Origin of the sequence: Butyrivibrio sp. AC2005, assembly GCF_000424145.1 — a bacterium.
GTDB lineage: Bacteria > Bacillota > Clostridia > Lachnospirales > Lachnospiraceae > Butyrivibrio.
Map to the genome: position 1 here is coordinate 60,591 of NZ_AUJI01000031.1, position 22,217 is coordinate 82,807.

26 protein-coding genes and 2 pseudogenes are annotated in these 22,217 nt (G+C 38.9%); 25 read left to right on the forward strand and 3 right to left on the reverse strand.

The window, feature by feature from the left end; all coding sequences use genetic code 11:
- Positions 1-42: 42 nt before the first annotated feature.
- The 11 genes from G602_RS0109530 to G602_RS0109580 all read left to right on the forward strand — a co-directional run bounded on the left by G602_RS0109530 (position 43) and on the right by G602_RS0109580 (position 8,584).
- Positions 43-1,182 (forward strand): aldo/keto reductase, encoded by a 1,140-nt coding sequence (locus G602_RS0109530; RefSeq protein WP_026658816.1) that lies wholly within the window; start codon positions 43-45, stop codon positions 1,180-1,182.
- 302 nt (positions 1,183-1,484) lie between these two features.
- On the forward strand, positions 1,485-2,240 hold the full coding sequence (locus G602_RS0109535) for a hypothetical protein (protein WP_026658817.1): 756 nt from the start codon (positions 1,485-1,487) through the stop codon (positions 2,238-2,240).
- A gap of 274 nt (positions 2,241-2,514) precedes the next feature.
- Positions 2,515-2,757 (forward strand): AbrB/MazE/SpoVT family DNA-binding domain-containing protein, encoded by a 243-nt coding sequence (locus G602_RS0109540; protein WP_026658818.1) that lies wholly within the window; start codon positions 2,515-2,517, stop codon positions 2,755-2,757.
- Positions 2,754-3,065, forward strand: coding sequence for a type II toxin-antitoxin system PemK/MazF family toxin (locus G602_RS0109545; protein ID WP_026658820.1), 312 nt, complete (start codon positions 2,754-2,756; stop codon positions 3,063-3,065). The genes G602_RS0109540 and G602_RS0109545 overlap by 4 nt, the downstream gene beginning before the upstream one ends.
- Positions 3,066-3,212: 147 nt before the next feature.
- The gene (locus G602_RS0109550; RefSeq protein WP_026658821.1) at positions 3,213-3,995 is read left to right on the forward strand and encodes a hypothetical protein; all 783 of its coding nucleotides are present in this window, start codon (positions 3,213-3,215) and stop codon (positions 3,993-3,995) included.
- 179 nt (positions 3,996-4,174) lie between these two features.
- On the forward strand, positions 4,175-4,729 hold the full coding sequence (locus tag G602_RS0109555) for a rhomboid family intramembrane serine protease (protein WP_196808635.1): 555 nt from the start codon (positions 4,175-4,177) through the stop codon (positions 4,727-4,729).
- A gap of 253 nt (positions 4,730-4,982) precedes the next feature.
- The gene (locus G602_RS0109560) at positions 4,983-5,240 is read left to right on the forward strand and encodes a hypothetical protein (RefSeq protein ID WP_207638171.1); all 258 of its coding nucleotides are present in this window, start codon (positions 4,983-4,985) and stop codon (positions 5,238-5,240) included.
- Positions 5,241-5,374: 134 nt separating this feature from the next.
- Positions 5,375-5,632 carry a hypothetical protein gene (locus G602_RS0109565; RefSeq protein WP_026658824.1) on the forward strand — a complete coding sequence of 86 codons (258 nt, stop codon included), beginning with the start codon at positions 5,375-5,377 and terminating at the stop codon, positions 5,630-5,632.
- A 328-nt stretch (positions 5,633-5,960) separates the two neighbouring features.
- Positions 5,961-6,275 carry a PspC domain-containing protein gene (locus tag G602_RS29780; protein ID WP_044931693.1) on the forward strand — a complete coding sequence of 105 codons (315 nt, stop codon included), beginning with the start codon at positions 5,961-5,963 and terminating at the stop codon, positions 6,273-6,275.
- 332 nt (positions 6,276-6,607) lie between these two features.
- Positions 6,608-7,534 (forward strand): ketopantoate reductase family protein, encoded by a 927-nt coding sequence (locus G602_RS0109575; protein ID WP_026658825.1) that lies wholly within the window; start codon positions 6,608-6,610, stop codon positions 7,532-7,534.
- Positions 7,535-7,819: 285 nt separating this feature from the next.
- A complete protein-coding gene (locus G602_RS0109580) occupies positions 7,820-8,584 on the forward strand; it encodes a hypothetical protein (RefSeq protein ID WP_155829773.1) in 765 nt (254 codons plus the stop codon).
- 96 nt (positions 8,585-8,680) lie between these two features.
- Here G602_RS0109580 and G602_RS0109585 read toward each other — a convergent pair whose 3' ends face one another.
- Positions 8,681-10,066: an ATP-binding protein gene (locus G602_RS0109585; RefSeq protein WP_026658828.1), complete on the reverse strand. Its 1,386-nt coding sequence runs from the start codon at positions 10,064-10,066 to the stop codon at positions 8,681-8,683.
- A 185-nt stretch (positions 10,067-10,251) separates the two neighbouring features.
- On the opposite strand from G602_RS0109585, the gene G602_RS0109590 reads away from it, so the two are divergent.
- The 4 genes from G602_RS0109590 to G602_RS0109605 all read left to right on the forward strand — a co-directional run bounded on the left by G602_RS0109590 (position 10,252) and on the right by G602_RS0109605 (position 13,334).
- Positions 10,252-10,623 (forward strand): hypothetical protein, encoded by a 372-nt coding sequence (locus G602_RS0109590; RefSeq protein WP_026658829.1) that lies wholly within the window; start codon positions 10,252-10,254, stop codon positions 10,621-10,623.
- A gap of 4 nt (positions 10,624-10,627) precedes the next feature.
- Positions 10,628-11,293 carry a CPBP family intramembrane glutamic endopeptidase gene (locus tag G602_RS0109595; protein ID WP_196808636.1) on the forward strand — a complete coding sequence of 222 codons (666 nt, stop codon included), beginning with the start codon at positions 10,628-10,630 and terminating at the stop codon, positions 11,291-11,293.
- A 51-nt stretch (positions 11,294-11,344) separates the two neighbouring features.
- Positions 11,345-12,193, forward strand: a complete 849-nt coding sequence (locus G602_RS28850; protein WP_049945158.1) for a YwqG family protein — start codon at positions 11,345-11,347, stop codon at positions 12,191-12,193.
- Positions 12,194-12,272: 79 nt separating this feature from the next.
- A complete protein-coding gene (locus G602_RS0109605) occupies positions 12,273-13,334 on the forward strand; it encodes a zinc finger Ran-binding domain-containing protein (RefSeq protein WP_026658831.1) in 1,062 nt (353 codons plus the stop codon).
- Positions 13,335-13,432: 98 nt separating this feature from the next.
- Here G602_RS0109605 and G602_RS30295 read toward each other — a convergent pair whose 3' ends face one another.
- The gene (locus tag G602_RS30295) at positions 13,433-13,597 is read right to left on the reverse strand and encodes a hypothetical protein (RefSeq protein WP_155829777.1); all 165 of its coding nucleotides are present in this window, start codon (positions 13,595-13,597) and stop codon (positions 13,433-13,435) included.
- A 404-nt stretch (positions 13,598-14,001) separates the two neighbouring features.
- Here G602_RS30295 and G602_RS32030 point away from each other — a divergent pair, with 404 nt between their 5' ends.
- The 10 genes and pseudogenes from G602_RS32030 to G602_RS29785 form a co-directional block, all read left to right on the forward strand.
- On the forward strand, positions 14,002-14,178 hold the full coding sequence (locus G602_RS32030) for a DUF6609 family protein (protein WP_334290799.1): 177 nt from the start codon (positions 14,002-14,004) through the stop codon (positions 14,176-14,178).
- Between the two features lie 108 nt (positions 14,179-14,286).
- The gene (locus G602_RS0109615) at positions 14,287-14,484 is read left to right on the forward strand and encodes a hypothetical protein (protein WP_044931696.1); all 198 of its coding nucleotides are present in this window, start codon (positions 14,287-14,289) and stop codon (positions 14,482-14,484) included.
- Positions 14,485-14,547: 63 nt separating this feature from the next.
- A complete protein-coding gene (locus G602_RS0109620; RefSeq protein WP_026658833.1) occupies positions 14,548-14,934 on the forward strand; it encodes a hypothetical protein in 387 nt (128 codons plus the stop codon).
- Between the two features lie 514 nt (positions 14,935-15,448).
- Positions 15,449-16,162, forward strand: a complete 714-nt coding sequence (locus tag G602_RS0109625) for an ABC transporter ATP-binding protein (RefSeq protein WP_044931715.1) — start codon at positions 15,449-15,451, stop codon at positions 16,160-16,162.
- 52 nt (positions 16,163-16,214) lie between these two features.
- Positions 16,215-16,964 (forward strand): ABC transporter permease, encoded by a 750-nt coding sequence (locus tag G602_RS0109630; RefSeq protein ID WP_330369123.1) that lies wholly within the window; start codon positions 16,215-16,217, stop codon positions 16,962-16,964.
- A 16-nt stretch (positions 16,965-16,980) separates the two neighbouring features.
- The gene (locus G602_RS0109635; protein WP_026658837.1) at positions 16,981-18,006 is read left to right on the forward strand and encodes an ABC transporter substrate-binding protein; all 1,026 of its coding nucleotides are present in this window, start codon (positions 16,981-16,983) and stop codon (positions 18,004-18,006) included.
- Between the two features lie 362 nt (positions 18,007-18,368).
- Positions 18,369-19,049, forward strand: coding sequence for an amino acid ABC transporter permease (locus G602_RS0109640; RefSeq protein WP_026658838.1), 681 nt, complete (start codon positions 18,369-18,371; stop codon positions 19,047-19,049).
- Positions 19,046-19,768: pseudogene (locus G602_RS0109645) on the forward strand (amino acid ABC transporter ATP-binding protein); the annotation flags it as partial. The gene G602_RS0109640 and the pseudogene G602_RS0109645, both read left to right, overlap by 4 nt.
- Before the next feature lie 427 nt (positions 19,769-20,195).
- Positions 20,196-21,359: a transporter substrate-binding domain-containing protein gene (locus G602_RS0109650; RefSeq protein ID WP_026658840.1), complete on the forward strand. Its 1,164-nt coding sequence runs from the start codon at positions 20,196-20,198 to the stop codon at positions 21,357-21,359.
- A 265-nt stretch (positions 21,360-21,624) separates the two neighbouring features.
- Positions 21,625-21,756: pseudogene (locus G602_RS29785) on the forward strand (ATP-binding cassette domain-containing protein); the annotation flags it as partial.
- A 251-nt stretch (positions 21,757-22,007) separates the two neighbouring features.
- Here the strand turns inward: G602_RS29785 and G602_RS0109665 are convergent.
- Positions 22,008-22,217 (reverse strand): transposase (locus tag G602_RS0109665; protein WP_022760922.1); only part of this gene is annotated, 210 nt, incomplete at its 5' end.

The window sequence follows — 22,217 nt, forward strand, 5'->3', positions numbered from 1 at the left end:
AGTATCAGACTAATTATCTGATAAGTTTAGAAAGGAAAAGTTATGAATTTTAAGCCTGCAAAAAAGCTGGGGTTTGGACTTATGCGAATGCCCCTCAACGACACTCATAATGATGCGGATGTTGATATCGAACAGGTATGTAAGATGGTGGATATGTTCCTTGAGAGGGGCTTTACCTACTTTGACACAGCCCTTATGTATCACTCCTGCCAAAGTGAAAGCATAGTGAAGAAAGCTCTTGTGGACAGACATCCCAGAGAGACCTATACGCTTGCAACCAAACTTCATAGTGCATTTTTTAATTCAATCGAGGAGAGAGACAAGGTTTTCGAGCAGCAGCTTGAGAAGACCGGAGCCGGGTATTTTGACTACTATCTGATACATGGCATAGAGGGAGAAATGCTCGACAAATATGAAAAGCTGGACTGCTTTAATTTTATCCTTGAAAAGAAACAGGAAGGTCTTATAAAACATGTGGGTTTCTCATTCCACGACACCCCGGAGCTTCTCGACAAGATTTTGACAGAGCATCCGGAGATGGAGTTTGTTCAGCTTCAGATCAATTATATGGACTGGAACAGCGAGTGGATCCAGTCAAAAGCATGCTATGACGTTGCTGTAAAACATGGCAAACCTGTAATTGTCATGGAACCTGTAAAAGGCGGTACACTTGCAAATAAGATGCCAGATGAAGCAGTGGCTCTTTTTACCGAACATGATGCATCAATGAGCATCCCAAGCTGGGCTATAAGATTTGTGGCAAGCCTCGATAACGTGATGATGGTTCTATCAGGCATGAGCAGCCTTGAGCAGATGGAAGACAACACAAGCTACATGCAGGATTTTGTGCCTCTTTCCCAGGAGGAAAAAGACCTCTGTCTCAGGGCAGGAGAGATTATCAATAGCCAGATTGCAATCCCCTGCACAGCCTGCTCGTATTGCACAGGCGGTTGTCCCATGAACATCTGCATTCCGAAGTATTTCAGCCTTTACAATGCAGACATGCGCGATGACTTAGAGCGCAAGGGGTGGACTATTAATTTCTCCACTTACAACACTCTCGGAAAGAATTTTGGCAAAGCAAGCGACTGTATAGCCTGCGGTCAGTGTGAGGGAGTATGCCCTCAGCACCTGCCTATCATCGATAATCTTAAGAAAGTCGCAACGCTGTACGAGCACTGATTAGCTGTAATTGCCATATTTATTGAGATAGCAGCTATTTTGATAGGTATGTTTTTTATATATTGCCAATTAATGAGGGAAGGCTGGCACCTTGTCACGGGAGTTGCCAGCCTATGTGTTAGAAGAAAAGTTTTTTTCTTATGAGGGAGTAAGAGAGGTAACTCTCTTAATTGAGTATTATAATAACTCCCAAATCGTAAAAGAAAGTGACCACTTTGTGTAGATATTGTGAATTCATATGCCAAGAATAAAGCTATGGCCTTGAAAACAAAGTAAAGCTTCTTGCCGTAACGAGTAATGTAATGGGCAATGAAGATGCAATAGCAGGGATGCTTACAAAAGAAGGATATGGCAATGTTCCTGTTGGAGTTAGTCCGTACTCGAACGATACGGCTTATCCGGAATATTGGGATAAATTTTCTGAAACAGTGGCAAACAATGAAAAGATAGATGCCATTAAGTTACTAAGAAGGACACTTGCTGAATCCAAAGAGCCTGTATCTATTGTTACCACGGGGTATTTGACTAATATATATGGTCTAATGATTTCACAGGGAGATGAATACAGTCCGCTTAATGGAATGGATCTGATAAGAGAAAAGGTAAAAGAAATGCATGTAACGGGTGGTGTTTATCCTTCCGGAATGGATTTCAATTATGCCTATGTGCCATTTGCGCCTTTAAGTGCCAGATATGTATTTGAGAACTGGGAAAGCGCTGTGCCGCTTTATATATACACATATGATCTTGGCGGTCCGCTTATGTGCGGAGGCAACCTTCAAAACATGTCTGAAACCGACTATCTTGCGTGGGCATTGAAGAAAAGAGGGGTCGAAAGCGGAACACCGTCCTGGGATGCTTTTACTGTATTTGTTTTTGCAAATATTAAGGCTTCCGAAAACCATGGAATAACCACTGAAAAATGCAATATGGCAATTGACTCTGAAGGAGTTAATATTATAGAGGATTGTCCAGATGGAAAATTCTTCAGAATTATAAAAAGCAGGGACAATGAATATTATAGAGATCTTATAAATGCAGATCTTATTCTACCGTAAATCATAGAATCAGTTGATGTATTGATGTATTGATGTAATGATGTATCAATTATCAAATCTTTCGCCATTTATATTCAACACATAAATGACAAAGTGTAAGAATCCCACAGCAAGTGGAATCTGGTTTACATACGGAGAAAAGGATGTCTATGTACCATCTGGAGTAACAGTAACATTTTGAGAGGACTAATATGCCAGATGAGGGCTACATCAGGTGATTGTGCACATAATGGATATACAGTATAATGTATATACATTCGAAGGAGGTAATCACATGGAACAGGTTGCAATAAGGGCCTGGGGTAATAGCCAGGGAATTCGAATTCCTAAGGATATATTAGAAAAACTGAACCTAAAGGTTTCTGATGTGTTGGATATAGAAATAGAAAACGATAGTATCGTGCTTAGAAAACAGTTTGTTCATAAAACTTTCGAAGAAAGACTTGCAGAGTTTAACGGTGAAATATCAGTTTGTGATTTTGACTGGGGCGAACCGGTAGGGAGAGAGATTTTATGAGTGAGTTTAATCAGGGGGATATTATAAGGATTACAGGTTTCAAAAGACAGTTGTTCGTTATAGTTAGTAAAAATGCTTTTATAAAGGCAACTGGCATATTTCATGTATGTCCTATGCTTTCTAATATTCCGGCGGGGCCTATACATATCCCAGTGTGTGGGAAAAAGGGCGAATCCGGGACTGCGATTTGCGAGCAGATTAAAGCAATAGATCCTAGGGCAAGAGGGTGTAATAGAGTCGATTTTCTTGCATATGAGGACATTATGAATGTATCAGATGCGGTGCAGGGAATTTTTGAGTACGATTGATAGTACATTTTATTTTTGAAGTTAAGAAAAGACTAGGAAAAAATGTTATTGTATATATACATATTCTATTTTAATTAGGATTATCTATTTCATCTTTTTGCTGCTGTTGTATCATATATAGCACAGCAAAAATATCAGGAGGCATAAATGCTACATATTATAATTCTCAGCAAGGGTTATTTCCCTGAAAAATTAAACACAAAGGATACTGCAAAAGACAGGGTTATTGTCATAGCTTCAGCGAACGATTCCATACCGGTGTCTGCATATCAGAATGAGATGTTAAGGAATATGGAGGTGAAGCTCCTTCCGGAGATAAAGGATACTTCTGCAGAAGGAAAGAATATTCTGCGCATTGCCCAGGCTATGCGCATTGGCCAGCTCACAGCAGCCGAAAAGGAGTATGAAATTTATACAGATGATGATGTTCTCAAAAAAGGACTCGTTCCTTCTTCAGGAGAAAAAGCTTCTCCTAAAAACCAGCCACGAAAAAAGGTGAGCATTGAAGTTGAGGTAAAAGAGAAGAAGCTTGAACCAACTAAGGGTAAAGCTCCAAAGAAGCAGGAAGAAAAGAAAGAAACAAAGTCAGCACTAGCAAAGAAAAGACCCATGATCACAAATAAGATGACGGACTTTGCGTCGAAGCAGGAAAGCGTGTCTGAAAAGAAGGAGGAAAAAGCAGCTAAGGCTCCGGCTACAAAGAAGGGAACAGTAAAGATTCCAACTCTTGCACAGATAAAAAAGGTGTTGGGAGCTGCAAATAGTGGCTACGCTAAGACCATACTTGAAGTGTGTAAGAATTCCAATCAGATAACATTTGAGATGAATATAAGAATGGAACTTGCTAAAGCAGGCCTTGGTTCAGGCACATGCCAGGAGATTGCAAAAACTCTAAACGATGAGTTTGGTAAACAGCTTCCGCCCGCATAAGAAAGACATCCCTTGACAGACTCAAAGGTCTGTTAAGGGTTTTTCATTTCCTTCTAAAACAACTTGAATAATACGTTGCCAAAAAGATAGAAGAGAAACTTTCCTGTGATATGGTTTTGGGGACTATATATGAAGTATTGGGAAAAAAATGTAGGAGATAATGCCAAAAGCTAATGGAAATGATAGATTTCACCAAGTATCCGGTGACATTCACAATAATAGGGATAAATATCATAGTATTTTTAATGATAAACCTGAAAGTAGTTGATACAACTGTACTCGGCTCTTCATATATAAAGACACTTCAGGAAAAGCAGCTATATCGAATCATCACAAGCGCATTCACCCAGAAGGAGTTTCTCCATCTTGCCTGTAATATGTACTCTCTCTACAACATCGGACAAATATTGGAATATGCACTCGGACATGTAATCTATCCTGTGTGCTATGCTATTATCATGATTATCGGTGGTGGAATATCTGCACGGATTCATAAAAAACGCTCACCTTTTACGATATGTATCGGTGCATCTGGTGTCATATGCGGGCTACTTGGGATTTATATGGTTATAGCATATTCTGTCATGGGATTTTCAGGGCTTAAGTCTATGATTCCCACCATAATCTTGCTTATTCTTATGACCACATCCAAAAAGATAGATTCCATCGGACATTTCACAGGACTGTTTACCGGTATCCTATGCGGGATAGCACTTGTTAATGTTTATTCTTAGAATTTAACACGCTGTATTTTGCAAACATAGTCATATATTCATAGCTTTTATCCATATAAAATGGTCTCATAAGGAATGATCGCTTCAATTCCTTACAGATATTCTTCTTGTATTTGTTCCGGTAGTAGTTGGCGCCGGACTCATCATAAAAAGTGCCTTTGAGAAGCATCATAAAAAAGAAAATAAATACGAGTACTGAGGAAGTGGATATGGCAAAACTAAAAAAGAAAATACCTGATGGATTTACAGATTTATGTTACGGAAGATCGAATGGACCATGGACACCGGAAGAAATAGTAAGATGCTAAAAGCGCTTGAGAAATACTTTAGGATGGGAACACCTCTGGAAGATACAGACATTAAAAAGGTACAAGATGCTGCACTTGAAATAGACAGTAGTAAAGGTTGCTGCAGCGAAGAGCTTGTTGAGCTTTTGGAAGAAATGGCTGTGAAGTGGGTTAGCCTTAACAGTAATCCGATTCAGCTTGGAAGGGTATCGTATAAAAGATAATCGTTGCACAAAGACTGAGATACGTGGTGGCGACAGACCTGTAAGCAGTTTTGGAGTAGAAGAACTTTATTGCGCGGTATATAGGTAAAAGGTAGTGGTAATACTGGTGCCAGATACAGACGGAGGTATAGATCATGGTGAGTGTATTGTTGGGATTAATTACATTAGCTGTAATTGTCATATTTATTGTTATAGCAGCCGTTTTGATAGGTATGTTTTTCACCGGACTAATCGGAGGAACAATCCTTCTTTGTACCGGTAAACATTTTTCAAAAGATACAAAAAAGAAGGTTGCAAGCCGTATATGCATTGGTGTTGGGATAGTATTCCTTATTCTTGCTGGCGGATCAGCAGGAATAATCATCAATTATGCGGTAAAAATCTTTGGATGAGGTACTGGACAAACGTAAAGTATTTGCTCTACTCGATATGTAACAGATTCATCTTTTTGCTTACAATATGAACATGGAGATGAACTTGCAGACAAAGGGTTTTAATTCAAAGTAGTAAAGAAGGACGGTACTAAGGACGAGTTTAAGTAATATGCTCTAAAAGAAAAATAGATATGCCGTTTTTGCCTAAATGAACATTTATAAGAAGGGCAAAAAATCCTAGAATAATCTCATAAACAATGAGTTGCTTCAAAGGAAGCGATGTGCAGGCCACTTGGCGAGGTTCTTTCGAGCCTAGTGGAATGTCATACAGAGGTAGGGTAAGGTTATGAGAGAAAGAAGACTTAGAAAAAGTGCAGATCAGAAGGTTTGTGGTGTATGCGGTGGCTTAGGTGAGTATTTTGGGATTGATCCTACAATCATAAGAGTTATCTATTTGATTATCTTGTTTACTACCGGCATTGGAATACTTCCTTATATCATCCTTGCTATAGTAATGGATGATGCGCCAGAGAGTGCAAAGACCACTGGTTACCAAAAAAATGAAAACAGTTACTCGGCAAATGACTATTATGAGACAAGCGAACCCATTGGTTTTAAGCCTTTTACAGATAATTCAGAGATCAGAGGCTTTAGAATCTAAAAGTGGAGTATCCGGATATCCTTTAAGCTTCATTGCAAGGAAAAAGAAGATATCTGATTGACATGATGATTATTGTTACGTGTTACATCTGGCGAAATGAGTCGACCCCATCGGCTCATTTCGTGATTAATGTTGATTCTGCTGTATCTGTTTAAGTCGCGCTTAATATATAATTACATAAGTAATAGTTAGGTGAAAATAGAGGAATTAACAAATTCCTTCGATATGAAATAAATGACACAATCATACTTATGTTGATGCTTAATAGAAAATCTAAGCATTCAGAGAATGTATAGGTAGATATTTCTGAATATAAGAGGAGTACAGACAATATGGATTATAAAAAAATTGCAATAATCGGAGCCGGAGCAGTCGGATGCTATATTTTGTGGGGACTTTCACAAAAAAATGATATTGAGCTTTCTGTGATTGCATCGGGTGCCAGAAAAGAAAGATTTGAGAGAGATGGTTTTTATATCAATGACCAGCTTTTTACACCTGTTATCAAAACGCCGAGAGAAGCCCACGGCGCGGATCTTGTCATAGTTTCTGTAAAATATAACGCTTTACAGTCCGCAGTTTTAGACATTAAAGAAATCATTGACGAACATACTGTAGTAATGAGTCTTATGAACGGCGTCGATAGTGAAGAAGTAATAGGTTCTGCAATCGGTGAAGAGCATATCGTTCCTGCACTTATTAAAGTTGCTTCTGAAAGAAAAACTAACAGAGTATTCTTTGATCCGGAATCAACTGTTGGAATAGTTTACGGAGAAAAAGGCGGAGAAAAAACAGAAAGAACCAAGGCTTTAGAGAGGCTTTTTGAAGGAACGGGCCTTCATTACAGAGAATCGGATGTCATTCTTGCAGAAATTTGGAATAAGTTCAGATTAAACGTTGGTAACAATCAGCCCCAGGCTATGCTTGGCGTGGGAGTAGGTGCTTATGGTGACAGTGAACATGTAGCTGCAATTAGAAAAGGACTTGTAGATGAACTGGATGCGATTGCTAAAGCAAAGGGCATAGATTTAGCTGCAGCAGACCCGGTATCTATCAGAGGATCAAAAGTATTCAAGAAAGCAAGATATTCGACACTGCAGGATCTGGATGCTAAAAGACATACTGAAGTTGATATGTTTTCAGGTGCGATTATCCGTATGGGGAAAGAGCTAGGAATTCCCACTCCATACAATGAGTTTACATATCACATGATAAAAGCCTTGGAAGAAAAGAACGATGGTCTCTTCGATTACGAATAAGACTAAAGCATAACTCCGCTGTAAAGTAATAGCCGTTCCAGTCAGAACAGCTATTATTTTTTTATCTTTTTTTCAGAGAATCATAATGGTTTTATGCAGTATTTGCTGTAATACTTGAACTGAGAAATTGTTGGAATTTATTGATGGCATATATCAATATCTATGCATCTTTAATGCAATATTGATTATTTCATCAAGTATCAGAATCTCATCATGAACAAGGAGGTTTTTATGAAGAAATCATTATGTTTTTTACTTTCCGGTATACTTCTGTGCAGCACAATTGTGTTAAGCGGTTTCGCTGATAAAAATAGCGCGAATTCCAGTGATGTAACACAGGAGCAGATCGAAGAGAATATCATTGGAAGATGGATGATTGCAGAACTGGATGGGCAACCAGTTCCGACCAACGAAAAAGCAGTATTCAACTTTGTTCCTGGCAACAAAGTCTATGTGAGTGCTTCTTTCAATTCACGCCCTGACGTACATACACAGTGGCTTGATTTAACTGAAGATGAAGTCATCATTGATGGCAACAAATTGACCATCACCAGGCAATCCGGCGAGCAAAGTTCTCCGGTAACCGAACTTATCATCACGTCCATCAGTGACAATGAGTTCACTGCAGATCTAAGCCTTATACTATCAGCTGACGGTGCTGCGAAAAGTACTAATATAGGTGTCTATCGCTATGTCAAAATCAATGATGACTACAGTGATGGCATAATAGGCACCTGGGAAGGACGCTGCACAAGTGAAGGCTCAATATTTGATGATGGTCAAGATCACCGATGGGAGTACAAAACTGACGGCACATATGTTTACTATGTAAAGGACGGGAACAACTGGGTTCCTTCTGATAATGAACTTAACGAGTATTTCGTGGCGGGTTCCCTGCTCTGCACTCGTTGGATAGAAGATGATGTGGAGAGCCGTGAATGGTGGGAAATCACTATCGATGGAGACAAGATGAACTGGACAGCTCTGCGTGAAGATGAGAATGGTAAAACCTTTACAGCCACTTTCGAAATGAATAAGGTAACGGAATAAAATTTTATGACTGGAGAAAACCAATGCAGCGGTGGTTAACTGTATAAAAAACAGAGGATGTATTACAGATAAACGGGATACATCCTCTATTACTTATTATATGTACATATCATCAATCCCAATCAGCAAACAATCTGTGGCATGTTCTTTCATATACTTTGAGAAGCCCCCAAGTGAAAAAATACATATTACAGGATTGGTAGCAGGAAGATATTTTACTTTATCCATCAGATTTTCATAATCACTTTTTTCAAACTGGGTTTTCTTGAATTTGCATTCGCCTATAAGTTTTATGTTCTTGCCATTTTTTCCAAGCAGATCTATCTCAATTTGCTTTGGTTTTCTGTCCTCATCAAGGACAGAATCCTGAAAGTCTGTGATTTCGGTGAGAATTGGCAGACCATCCTGACCAGCATGCATCATTAGATATTCTTTTGCCATCTTTTCAAAGATTTTTCCCATGAAATCATGCAAATGATCCTTTACGTTTGCCCTATAGTATGTTTCGCCATTATCAGCATTGATAAGACTGGTAGCTCTGTTAACATAACGGAACCAGAATTCAAGCATACTGTCATTCAGCACATAATAGGGTTTCTTTGACATTCTCCTCTCGAGTATTTCCGCATTTGTCAGAATTTTAAGCGGATAAGTCACATCCTCAGACCCAACACAGGAAGCAATTTCGTTATTCTTTGTATGACCGGTGGCAACAGCAGAAATAATGGAATTGTATATCGCCGGACTTTGCCTGTCGCTTGTAACAACAGTCTTTATCTGCTCCTCTGAAAAATAACCACCAATTGAATAGAACTGTTCAATAATATTGTCCTCGAGGCTCTCAGAGGTATCGAACTGTTCGATATATTTTGCCACACCGTTAGAAAGACCGTAGCAGATGGCTTTTTCCTCATTTGAATATCCATCAAGGAACTCAGCAGTCTCAAGATAGTTGAATGGTTTAAGTTTAAGCTCAAGATCGCTTCTTCCATGAAGTGGTGCAGACTCGGCAAGAACTTTATCCTTCATAAAACTTACCAGGGATCCGCAGAGTATGAAGAACATTTTGCCATTTTTCCATTTTGTGTCGATTTCCTTCTGTAATACAGACTGGATATATGGACACTGTTTTGCCAGATATGGATATTCATCAATGAAAAAGATGATTCGTTCATTTTCAGCTCTCTTACCAACAAAATCAAAGAGTTTTTCAAAACTGTTGAAACTGATTTCTCCAAGCATATCCGGAGCAAGCGCAGTAAGTACTGATTCTGTCATCAATGACAACAATTCAGTTTCACCGCGTTCTACGGATGTAAAAGATATGCTCTTGCAATCATGTTCACTGATGAATTTGTTTATGAGTTTGGTCTTTCCAATCCTTCTTCTTCCATAAAGGACCGTCATTACAAATCCGTCCTGCTTATATTTTTTTTCAAGTATCTTAAGTTCTGTAGTTCTTCCTCTGAAAATATTCTTCATGGCAGTCCTCGATTTTACCTAAGTGGATTTCACCGAAATCGATTTTGGCGAAATGGATTTCGGTTAATTATTATTGTATATATATTGGCGTAAAAAGGCAAGAATAAAGAAAGTTTGCTTCAATTCCTGACGGATATACCCTATAATTGAAGCTTGGGGAACTTTTTTACATGGAGGAAAAAAGTATGACAAAGAGAAATGTTGGCTGGGTGCTGGTTATCATCGGCTTATTCATGCTGTTCAAGATGGTGCGTGTATCATCATTTGGATTCTACAGGTTCGGCAGAATAAGTACTTCTGCAATAGTTCTGGTACTTCTTATTATTTCAGCAATAGCAGTAGTAGTTAATAAAAACAGATTCACATGGGGCTGTTTCGTAATGTCGCTATGTCTATTAGTTGTAGCGCTCGTTCTTGGAACTGAGCTTTACTTTGTATACTCATCACTTACAGATATCCTGCTTGTTTTTGTTCCGGTAGTAGTTGGAGCAGGACTAATCATCAAGAGTGCTTTTGAAAAACATCATGGTCTTTCTTTCATATATAAAGGCGAGTAAAGAAATGATACGAAAAAACTATTTTAAATTATATGGTAAAAGAATATGCGTGATAGCATTATTCTATCTGATAAATTTCGAGCTATGGGAGCTTATCGCACCAATCATTTCTGGCGAATGGGCCTCATTTATAGTATACGTGTTACTCTTTGTGATTGTATTATTGATTTTTCGCAAAGAGCTTAAAGAGAAATTACTTGAGTTTGTCAATACAAAATTAAAGGATAGAAGATTTTACCTAAGATGGCTGATTGTTTTAGTAATTGATTTAGCTCTGACTATGTTTGTTCTCTGGCTAGCTAATACTTATTGTAATGCTATTTTGCCGGCTAATAATGAGAATGTAAAAAATCAGCTTCATGCCGTTCCTTTGGTATTCGGAGTGATGCAGGGATGCGTTTTTGCTCCTGTAATCGAAGAAATGGTGTTTCGCTACAGCGTTATTGGCAGACCGGAAAGAAAATCCATGTGGTTTGTTCTTACAATGGCTTCCATTGTTTTATTTGACTGTATCCATATCGTAGCCCCATTGGAATTCTTCTATTATTTGGCTCCGGCAGTTATCTTAACGCTATTCTATGGTTGGAATAAAAACATTTTTGCTTCCATATTGCTACATTCGTCGATTAATGTTGTTGGCTATTTGGCATTGTTAGTAGGGGCATTGTGATTGCTATTAATTGAGCAAAGGAATATATCATTACATTAAAGGATAAAACATATGGAAAAAATCAAAACTAAAGAAGCATTAACACCGGTAATACTCGAAAAGGTCAGAAATGAGATAGTAATTGATATCCAGGATAACAACAATAGCATTTCTGTAATCTCCAGCAAAATAGGCGGAAAACCTTCTGTGCCGACGGGTTTTGAGTGGCCTGTGTTCCGCTATCATGAAGAAGATGAAGAGGAAGAAGGCATCCCGCTTACTTTTCTTTGCCAGTACAATCTGGAGGAGTTGTCTCAATATGATAAAGAAGAGATTCTTCCAAAGAAAGGAATGCTCTGCTTTTTCTATTGTGTAACGGATGAAGTATTTTTTGGAGAAGCTCCATTTGAGAAAAATGCAGCCAAAGTATTTTATTTTGATGATGTACATGGGCTGGCACCTGCTGATGCTACGGAAAATTACCCTGATTATGAAGAAGTAGCTGAAAAAGCAATTTCTTTTAAATCCTCAGAAAGCCTTCCTACATTTGATTTTTTATATGATTTATGTGGTGGCTTTGACTGTGATTTATATAATGAGAGCATTAAAGAACTGGGACATGAGGATGACAGTTTCTTTGAAAAGCATAAAGTATTAGGGCACGCAGATTATGTTCAGCATTGTGTGGAATATACCTGTGAGAAGAAGCATAGAGGTTTCTATGATGTGGCAATAAGTGAAGAGGACCAGGAAGCGGTAACCGCTGAAATTGAAAACTGGATCCAGCTTTTACAGATTGATCCGAGTGCTGATGCTTTCAATGTACTGTTTGTAGATGGATTCATTCATTTCTACATTAGAAAAGATGACCTTAAAGCGCTTAGATTTGATAAAATGCAGTACGTTCTAGATTGTTCATGAAGGAGAATAAATACGACAAATGATTTTATATACGCTATACTTTACTCTTGGGGACTATCAAACAAAAAGGGGATAAGAAATGTCAGATAAGATTGTAATGGGTTACTGGGATTGTCCGTCTTGCGGCAGCACAGGAATACCTGGAACCACATATGACTGTCCTAACTGCGGAAGACAGAGAGGCAAGGAGACTAAGTTTTACATGAAGTCCGGACCCGTTGAATATGTTCCAGGGCATAAAGTCGCAGGAGCTGACTGGTACTGCGACTACTGTGGCGCACTTAACTCTGCAGGAAGAACCACATGTGAAAACTGCGGTTCTCCTAAGAGTGAAAGTAAGGACGATTACTTTTCTCTGCAAAAACCTAAAGAACCAAAGATAGAGACACAGAATACAAACTTTAAAAGTGACGGAACACCTAATGTAAAGAATTCCGCCCCAAATATACGCACTTTCGGGATTATAGCTATCATTATCCTGATGATAATCCTGATAAACAGCTTTTTTTCCAGACCTAAGGACTGCACTTTTAAAGTCCAGAGCATGTCATGGGAAAACTCCATAAGCATTGAGGAAAACAAAACTTTTCGGGAATCAGACTGGTATCTGCCAAGCGGAGGAAGACTCGCCTATACTAATTCGGAAATTCGCAGTTATGAATCAGTTCTTGATCATTACGAAACGGTTACCAAGTCCCGGCAAGTTCAGGATGGCGGGCACTATGAGACGAGCTATTCAGATAATGGGGATGGTACTTTTACCGAACATTCCAATTTCGTTCCGGATTATACAACAGAGTACTATACGGAAGAAGAACCCGTATATCGTCAGGAACCTGTTTACGATACCAAATACTATTACGATATAGATAAATGGGTCGATGAAAGAACTGAAAAAGTTTCCGGTAATGATAAAAATCCCTACTGGCCAAAACTAAGCTTAACTGAGAAAGAAAGAGAAGCCGGTCGGTCATCAAGCTATTCCATGAGTGGAGAACTAACGTATAAATCTTTTGGGAAAGACAAAACGAAGACCGAGAAATACACAATAGACGAATCCATGTGGAGGGAGATCAATACAGGTCAGACTCTGAATGTGACCATCAAAGATGGAAAAATCATAGAATGGCATATTGACTAACAGAATATCAATTATTTTCCTATTTATGGTTTTGAAAAATAGCCATGAAAAAAGGATCCTTCCGGACCCTTACATCAGCATAAGATAAAATTTTCTATTTACCAAACAAAAGCAACCGCATTTGCAACGTCTTCAGTAATCGTATTATCCTTAACAAGCTTTTTGAGCCATCTGTTCAGGTTGTCAATCTTGTGGTCAGTATTGATAAAGTGGATTTTCTTGCCGTTTACATCTGTTGAAAGAAAGAGTTCGTAAGTGTACATAAATAAAAACCTCCAAAAATTATAAATTTGTTCTTTCATTCATTCTGGCCATTTGAATGTTCTTGTCGCTTACAGAAAATATATCGATGCCCTCCACTGATAACTTTAGGGTAAATTCAAATGTTTTTTTATTTCTTTTTAGGGATACTTTTTCGAATAATTATTACACTGACAGGCAAACTAACTTCAATAGGAAAAGGGAATCAAATCAAAAACGCACTCTAGATATTGAAGATTGATAAGCTACAAACACAACTTAGACTATCCAGCCAATAGCAGAGTACCTAAAAGCTAATATCTTTCAACCTTCTCCAATTCGCTGTATTTGTGGGATATATGCAGCTTTTTCTATGATATAATGGTTTCTATGATTATCATGATTTGCGTATAACGGTAGGAACAAAATGAAAGAAGTTTTGGAATTTAATCACAAGAAACAATGTGGCCTATGGCTTACGCTCATAGGAGTCGTTCTGATCGTCGCTGCTGTTTTTGGTGGCAGTTTTTTGGATAGTTATGTTAGATGCGGTAGCCAAAATAGCCTTTGGAGCATATCTGTTCTTTATTTCAAAACCATCTAAGTGGAGTCTCAAGGAAAAAGCAGCGTGAAAACCGAAGGCAATTTCATATGAATAGTAAAAAAGAAAAAGCTAATATGCCGGCGCATATTGATAGAATAGAGGATTAGCATGGACATTATCTATAAGGGAGAACGACTGAAATACATAGAGGATTTCTGGGGAGAGCAGGTACTATGGATTACTGATCCAAAACAGATAAACATGGAGCATATGAAATTTGTTGGGGGATATCCAAATGAGTACTGCATATACCTTTCGGAACTACCAGCAGAGGAACAGGTGGAAATATTAAAACAGCTGTGCTAACAACTGGCATCTGCTTTTCATGCCGGTTATAATGGTTCTATCATGTTACATAAGGAGAATAAAATGCATTTAATTCAGTTAAAAGATGATAATGGTTGGACACAATCACAATGGGAGCTTACCTACAAGGTTAGTTGGGCTCAGATATTAAAGGGTATAGCTTACGCATATGAGTATTATGATGGATTTGAGATAATGGTCGATAATGAGATAGTTATAATAGAGAAAAAAGAAGACATTAGAAATATTCCTGAAGCTGGCAATATTTGTTTTAGAGGAATGTCAAAAATATTAAAGGTTCCAATCATGATTACATTATATAATCAGTTAAGTACTGTAAATGTGGCTATAGCTCAGGTAACAGACGAATTTAAAACTGTAACATATGTTAACCTAAACCATTCTTTATGTCAGTACATGGATAGTTTTGAAATAAACATGTATACGTGAGATAAGCGCGGGTTCTTTTTAAGAGATTTTTTTACTTTTTATAAAAAATATATAGCATTGACTTGATTGGTTAATGGATGAACTACCACCACCTAACGGAAGTGGTTTCTAAGATACCTTAATGGTATCGTATGGCACGTTCACAGTGCCACTACTCCATCGAGCAAAGCTCTTTGGCATACTTTGAAGATTGATATTTGTGCGCTTGTGGCGCTTGGGAACTACATACCTTGCATATTTTACGCGCCGAAGGTCTTGGTTTTTAGTTCACGGCACAACCCCATATATACATTTTTCAATGTTCCGGTCAGCAGTTATTATAACACAAACTACTGTTCGGAACAAGTGTGCGATTCGTCCTGCAACCTATTAGTATGAGGTTTTCTCGCTTGATATCCATAATTGGGACATGAGAATCATATCTTTGTATGATAATTACAACACCTATAGATAATGTGAGGATTAACAATTGCTTAAGCTTGAACATGTAGGGCTGATCTACCAGACTCCGGAAATGGAAAAGGAAGCCGTCAGGGATATATGCTTTGAAATTGAAGAAGGTGAATTTGTTAGTCTGGTTGGGCCATCCGGATGTGGCAAATCAACAATACTTTACATGATAGCCGGACTGAAGCATCCAACAACAGGCAGAATATTGCTAAAAGGAACTCCTATCTCTGCTCCCTCAGCAGAAATAGGCTATATGCCCCAACAAGATCAGCTATTCCCATGGCGCAATATTTTCTCAAATGTAACTCTGGGCCTGGAAATTCAAAAAAAGGGAAAAAGATATTACGACAGAGCCAGAGAACTAATGGACAAATATGGTGTGTTGGATGTAGCTTCCATGACACCTGCCCAGCTTTCGGGAGGGATGAGACAGCGTTGTTCCTTAATCCGTACTTTGGTTACAGATCCTGAATTTCTGTTGCTTGACGAATCATTTTCAGCTCTTGATTATCAGACACGTATCGCTGTATCAATTGATACCAGAGATATTATTAAAAGTGAGCATAAAACGGCTCTATTAGTAACACATGATATCTCTGAAAGCCTGATGCTTTCTGACAGAATAATAGTAATGGATAAAAATCCAGGCAAAATATACGCTATTCACGATCTTACCCAAATGAAAGATTTAACTCCGGAGCAGAGGCTGGAACATCCGGAGTATCAAGTGCTTCTTAAAAAAATATGGAAGGAGCTGGGTATTAATGGACAAAAATGATCTATCCCCCCTTCGAATGAAATACCTGAATCAAAAAAGGAACACTAAAATAATGATTCATGTTATACGCATCATTATTCTGGTTTTAATTATAGGACTTTGGGAATCTTTGACAGCTTCCGGTATCCTGAATCCTTTTATATTCAGCAGCCCCAGTAGAATCCTTAAAACTGTTGGAAATCTTTCCGCATCAGGTCAGCTTGAAGAGCACATAGCCACCTCACTTATCGAAACAGTCGCAGGCTTCATACTCGGTACTGCTGCTGGAATTGTAATTGCAGTTATACTATGGTGGAACCCTGCTGTATCTAAAATTATGGATCCTTATCTGGTGGTTCTTAATGCTTTGCCAAAGACTGCACTTGGTCCCATATTCATAGTATGCATGGGCGCAGGAACAGGATCAATAATCGCTATGACACTTGCCATATCACTGATAGTAACGATATTGAATGTACTTAATGGTTTCAATCACACCGCCCCCGAAAAAATAAGGCTTATGAAGGCACTCGGTGCGGGCAGGCTTCAGATTTTTCTTAAGCTTGTTCTCCCCGCCAATCTTTCAACAATGGTCAATGTTTTTAAGGTTAATATTGGATTGTCCTGGGTAGGTGTAATCACCGGAGAATTTCTGGTATCCAAAGCAGGTTTAGGATATCTAATTGTATATGGTTCCCAGGTATTTAAAATGGATCTTGTAATGACCTCTGTAGTAATATTGGCACTATGCGCTGCAATAATGCACATCATCATAGGATTTATTGAAAAAATCGTCAGAAAGCGTTTTGGAATACAAAAATAAGTAAATGGAGATTATTATGAAAAATGGAATGCGAAGAAAATCCGGCTTATATGCAAGCGTTCTGGTACTTGTGATTTTGCTCTGTAATATCAGCGCTTGTAATAAAAATAATACTCAGGTTAATGGTAATACTTCAAAAATCACTCTTTGCGAAGTAACACATTCTGTTTTCTATGCCCCCCTCTACGCAGCTATAGAATTGGGCTATTTTGATGATGCCGGAATTGATCTTGAACTCATTAATGGCGGCGGAGCAGATAAGGTCATGACCGCTGTTATTTCAGGTCAGGCAGATATCGGCTTTGCAGGTCCGGAAGCATGCATATACACTTACCTTGAAGGTCAAAAAGACTATCCCAAAATTTTCGGACAACTGACAAAAAGAGACGGTTCTTTCATTGTTGGCAGGGAAAAACAGGATTTTTCCTGGGAAAAACTGAAAGGAACAACTATTTTAGGTGGCCGCAAGGGTGGCGTGCCTGAAATGACTCTTGAGTACGTATTAAAAGCACATAATATCATTCCCGGTAAAGATATCGATGTTGATACGTCAGTTCAGTTTAATATGATGGCAGGTGCCTTTACAGGCGGCGCCGGTGACTACGTGACTTTGTTTGAGCCTACAGCAACTGAACTTGAACTTTCAGGAGAGGGTTTTGTTCTTGCTTCCGTTGGTGAGGAAAGCGGCGAAATCCCATATACTGCGTTTTTTGCATCACAGATTTATATGAATAATAATACAGAGCTGATCCGCAGCTTTGTATCAGCTGTTACCAAAGGATTAACCTGGGTACAAAATAGTGATTCATCTGAAATTGCTAAGGTTTTACAAGCCCAATTCCCGGATACTTCACTTGAAGTATTGTCGCAGGTTGTTGAAAGATATCGTGATATCGATGCCTGGAATGACTCTCTCATAATGAAAAAGGAATCATTTGACAGACTTCAGGATGTTATGGAAGAGGCAGGAGAATTGAACCAACGAGTAGAATTTGAAGCAATAGTTGATAATACTATGGTTCCAAAATCATTGTTAGATTAACATAAAAATGTAAAATAGAAATTCAAGAAAGCTCAAAATTATGGGCTTTCTTTTTTTTGTGCTTTTTACAAAAATGTCTGTTTATCTTTAATACTTAAAGTTACAAATTGTAAATAGACGAATCTTTTAAGATATTTTTGTAAAAAGCCGAACCTTTAAAGATAAAACTGTAAAAAGCCGAGCTTCGGAAAGAGAGAGAAACCTGGTCTCAGCCTGTGCCTGGCAGTATAAATTCATCAGATTATGCAAAGTATCTCATTAGAAAAACTTTATAAAAACATTATACATGTCTAATAATAGCCCGGTATGTCAGATAGTATACTTAAATAAGTAATTGCCTAATTTTTACAATAGGAGTAGTGATGACTCTTAGTGATAAATTATACAAAATTGTAATTGCCGGAGGCTCATGGAAGACAATACTGGGCGGCTTGCTGGTTACTGTGCAGATATCGTTTGCAGCACTGGTTCTGGGGACTGTGCTGGGTGCCTTGGTATGCCTTCTTAGAACCCGTAAAAATCGGATAATCAAAGGGATTGCCACCGGATATATTGCAATTCTTAGAGGAACTCCTGTGCTTATGCTCCTGCTGCTGCTATATTACGGAGTATTTGCCAAAGCAGGTCTTACACCTCTTACAGTAGCCATCATTACCTTTGCGCTTAATGTGTCCGCGCATGTGGCAGAGCTTCTGCGTTCAGCGCTTCTGGCTTCTGATAAAGGTCAGGCGGAAGCTGCAAGAACACTGGGCTTTTCAGCCTGGGATACCTTCCGACTTGTAACACTTCCCCAGGTACTGCGTATAGCAAAGCCGGTCTATCAGTCTACGATAGTTAATCTCATTCAGTGGACAAGCGTTGTCGGATACGTTACCATCACTGATCTCACAAGAGTAATCAATAATACTGCGGCCAGAACAATGCAGCCGCTTCTTACTATTTCCATCGGTATGCTGATATATCTTGCCTTTTCTTACGTCGTGTTTGGAATTTTCACACTGACAGATAAGATAAGCGAAAAGAAAAGGGGGCCTGCCGTATGAATCTTATAGAAGTTAAGGGATTAAGAAAATCCTTTGGCCCCAATGAAGTATTAAAAGGGATAGATCTTTCAGTTGAACAGGGAGACAGACTCGCGATAATCGGAGGCTCCGGCTGTGGGAAAAGTGTACTCCTAAGGTCACTGACCTTACTTGAAAAACCTAGCGCCGGACAGATTTTCGTAGATGGCCGCGAGATCACTGAAAAAGGTGCAAACGTAGATGAAATTCGTCAGAGTATGGGAATGGTATTCCAGAAATTTCACCTTTTTTCAGAAATGGATGTGATGGATAACCTGTGTCTGGCTCCCGTGAAGCTAAAGGGCATGTCACGAAAAGATGCCGAGGAAAAGGCCATGGATCTGCTTTCCAAGGTAGGCCTGTCTTCAAGAGCACACAGATGGCCTGAGGCACTCTCCGGCGGGCAGCAACAGAGAATCGCAATCTGCCGTTGTCTGATGATGGAACCCAAGGTTCTGTTATTCGATGAGCCCACAAGTGCTCTGGATCCGCCAATGGTTGGCGAGGTGCTTGCTGTGATAAGAATGCTTGCAAAGCGTGACATGAGCATGCTGATTGTAACCCACGAAATGAACTTCGCCAGGGAAGTCGCGAACAGAGTGCTATTCCTTGCTGATGGCGGCATTTATGAGGAAGGGACACCTTCTGAAATATTTGATAATCCGAAGCGTGAAAAAACCATAGCATTCATCCAGAAGATCAAGTATTTCACCTACGAAATAAAGGAGCAGAGCTTCGATCTAATGGCGCTTCAGGGTGGAATCCAGGACTTCGGAGAAAAATACGGTCTTGATCAGAAGCAGATTTACAGACTGCAGATATGCTCGGAAGAACTCATCTATGAGATGCTTGATGGGTGCTATACCAAGAATGAAGATGTGGATTTGAATTTGGATATTTCATATTCGGAAGCAAAGAGCACAACTGAGCTTGCCATAACTTCAGGTGGAAAAGAATTCAATCCCTTCGAACAGGATGATAATGGGCTCGGGATTACGATACTAAAAACTATGGCCAAAGACATAAACTATCAATGGGAAGGCAACAAGAACCATATAAAGATAGAACTATAAAAATTCAAGGGTCTTTTGAAACTATTAACCACCGATATAAAGGAGGGCAACCAAAATGAAAAAGCTAATTTCCACAACACTTGTACTTACAATGATTCTGACAATGTGTGCCTGTGGTGCCAAGAAGGACGAAGGCGATAGCGGAACTGCAAATACTGAAGCGGCAACCACTGAAGCAGTTGCCAATACTGAGGTCACAAGTACTGAAGCTATAAATGAAGCAACACTTGAACAAACCGAAACCTCATCAGATGATACAAATAACATTAGAGTGGGGGTTTTGACTATGCTTAACATGACTGAAAATGAAATGATAAACTATAGGCGTGCCTCCTCTATTGCGGGAAAAATATTGAGTGATGAAGGTTATTTGGAATGGAATATTGAACACGAAGCAGATGGTAAAAAGCCTGAATGGACCGTATCTTTTTATGATACTTTGGATTCTATGCTAATGGCAATAAATGCAGGTGATATTGACCAAATGATGGTTTATTTTAGTACTGGAAAATACCTTTGCGCAAACAATGATAATCTAACTACTATGCATACTTTGAATACTGATAAAGAATATAACGAATTTGTTAAATTCGTATTAAAAGGACATTTAAGCAATGACTTTGCTTTCTTAATGATGGAAGGAAATGAAGCGCTTAGAGATGAATTCAGTAATGCCATCAATGATATGAAAGAAGATGGCACCTTGGACAAGCTTATAAGTGAGCAGATAGATGCACTTATTAATGGCGGCGATGTAAAGCCTGTAGCTATGCCTACAATTGACGGTGCTGAAACTATTAAAGTTGCCGTTACTGGGGCACTTCCTCCAATGGACTATGTGGCAGCCGATGGCACACCTGCTGGTTTCAACACGGCTGTTCTTGCAGAGATCAGCCAGCGCATTGGTAAAAACATTGAGCTTGTCGTAGTAGACAGTATCGGACGTTCAACAGCGCTCTCAAGCGGTACGGTTGATGCAGTATTCTGGACAAGAACAAATCAACTGTCTTCAAATCATCAAAAATTATCAGATGAAGAACGTGCTTCAAGACTGGAAAAACTTGAATCAAAAATGAGTGACGAGGAAGTAGAAGCTTTTAACAAGATCAAAGAAACTATTGATTTTGAAAATTATAACAAGATAGATATGCCGGAAGGAACAATTTGTACTGTTCCATATTACTCAGATATCATTGTACCGGTAATGAAGAAAAAATAATTTCGGAAGAACTCCAACCACATAGATGACAAAGTTTAGCATTAAGAGGACTGTAAGGGCAGTAATGAGCTACTGATTTTGTTTCGATGGTGATAGTTTTAGTCTGACCTTGAATCTGGATTTCTGTGATACATAGGTCGGCATCTTCAAAGGTCGAATCTTACAAATTAATGGAGAAAGCTACTGATCCTAGTACACTTGATTTTCCAGACGGTACTATCAATACAGAATATTTTTATGCTGCTCCAATAGTACATGTCAGTTCATGTCTCTTCCGAATGGATATGAAACTATTATCGGTGAGGGCGGAGCATCGCTGTCAGGCGGTGAAAGACAGCGCATTTCCATAGCAAGAGCTATCATTAAAAATGCTCCAATCATCATTTTGGATGAAGCAGGAAGGTATCTATAAGAGCTTTGCCCTCGGAAGAAAACAGGCTGTAAGCTGGAAAATTGCATAACGGCCCGGAAAAGAGCCATAATTGGATATGCAGGCTATGCCTGCCATATCTTTGAAAGTAGTAGGGTGCAATAATAATGACAGAGCAGAATTTGGCATATCAGTATGTTAAATTCTGCTCTATTTTTATGATGTATCAGCGAGAAAACTCCTTCCGACATAGTCGGTGGGGGATGAATCGCTGGCCCTCAGCGTTTCGCTTTGCTGTATCGTCCTGTTCTTTCATATTTTCTTTTGTGGTCATCCGTGCGCTGGCTTTCTATATATTTTTTCACTGTCTCAAGTGAAACGGATCCGGTTGTGGCGCAAAAATAGCTCCTGCTCCAGAAAAGAGCATCTCCCCACAGAAATTTTTCTATATGTTCACGGTATTTGATCCTGACTTCTTTAGAGAGCTG

Bases quoted from the DNA above. Each gene is read 5' to 3' on its own strand.
- G602_RS0109560 (WP_207638171.1), top strand. From the start codon at position 4,983: ATGTTACGGAAGATCGAATGGACCATGGACACCGGAAGAAATAGTAAG.
- G602_RS0109605 (WP_026658831.1), top strand. From the start codon at position 12,273: ATGTCAGATAAGATTGTAATGGGTTACTGGGATTGTCCGTCTTGCGGC.
- G602_RS0109535 (WP_026658817.1), top strand. From the start codon at position 1,485: ATGGGCAATGAAGATGCAATAGCAGGGATGCTTACAAAAGAAGGATAT.
- G602_RS0109565 (WP_026658824.1), top strand. From the start codon at position 5,375: ATGGTGAGTGTATTGTTGGGATTAATTACATTAGCTGTAATTGTCATA.
- G602_RS0109635 (WP_026658837.1), top strand. From the start codon at position 16,981: ATGAAAAATGGAATGCGAAGAAAATCCGGCTTATATGCAAGCGTTCTG.
- G602_RS0109540 (WP_026658818.1), top strand. From the start codon at position 2,515: ATGGAACAGGTTGCAATAAGGGCCTGGGGTAATAGCCAGGGAATTCGA.
- G602_RS32030 (WP_334290799.1), top strand. From the start codon at position 14,002: ATGAAAGAAGTTTTGGAATTTAATCACAAGAAACAATGTGGCCTATGG.
- G602_RS0109550 (WP_026658821.1), top strand. From the start codon at position 3,213: ATGCTACATATTATAATTCTCAGCAAGGGTTATTTCCCTGAAAAATTA.
- G602_RS0109640 (WP_026658838.1), top strand. From the start codon at position 18,369: ATGACTCTTAGTGATAAATTATACAAAATTGTAATTGCCGGAGGCTCA.
- G602_RS30295 (WP_155829777.1), bottom strand. From the start codon at position 13,597: ATGTACACTTACGAACTCTTTCTTTCAACAGATGTAAACGGCAAGAAA.
- G602_RS0109575 (WP_026658825.1), top strand. From the start codon at position 6,608: ATGGATTATAAAAAAATTGCAATAATCGGAGCCGGAGCAGTCGGATGC.
- G602_RS0109590 (WP_026658829.1), top strand. From the start codon at position 10,252: ATGACAAAGAGAAATGTTGGCTGGGTGCTGGTTATCATCGGCTTATTC.
- G602_RS0109530 (WP_026658816.1), top strand. From the start codon at position 43: ATGAATTTTAAGCCTGCAAAAAAGCTGGGGTTTGGACTTATGCGAATG.
- G602_RS0109555 (WP_196808635.1), top strand. From the start codon at position 4,175: ATGATAGATTTCACCAAGTATCCGGTGACATTCACAATAATAGGGATA.
- G602_RS0109585 (WP_026658828.1), bottom strand. From the start codon at position 10,066: ATGAAGAATATTTTCAGAGGAAGAACTACAGAACTTAAGATACTTGAA.
- G602_RS0109650 (WP_026658840.1), top strand. From the start codon at position 20,196: ATGAAAAAGCTAATTTCCACAACACTTGTACTTACAATGATTCTGACA.
- G602_RS0109615 (WP_044931696.1), top strand. From the start codon at position 14,287: ATGGACATTATCTATAAGGGAGAACGACTGAAATACATAGAGGATTTC.
- G602_RS0109620 (WP_026658833.1), top strand. From the start codon at position 14,548: ATGCATTTAATTCAGTTAAAAGATGATAATGGTTGGACACAATCACAA.
- G602_RS28850 (WP_049945158.1), top strand. From the start codon at position 11,345: ATGGAAAAAATCAAAACTAAAGAAGCATTAACACCGGTAATACTCGAA.
- G602_RS0109630 (WP_330369123.1), top strand. From the start codon at position 16,215: ATGATTCATGTTATACGCATCATTATTCTGGTTTTAATTATAGGACTT.
- G602_RS0109595 (WP_196808636.1), top strand. From the start codon at position 10,628: ATGATACGAAAAAACTATTTTAAATTATATGGTAAAAGAATATGCGTG.
- G602_RS29780 (WP_044931693.1), top strand. From the start codon at position 5,961: ATGAGAGAAAGAAGACTTAGAAAAAGTGCAGATCAGAAGGTTTGTGGT.
- G602_RS0109545 (WP_026658820.1), top strand. From the start codon at position 2,754: ATGAGTGAGTTTAATCAGGGGGATATTATAAGGATTACAGGTTTCAAA.
- G602_RS0109625 (WP_044931715.1), top strand. From the start codon at position 15,449: ATGGAAAAGGAAGCCGTCAGGGATATATGCTTTGAAATTGAAGAAGGT.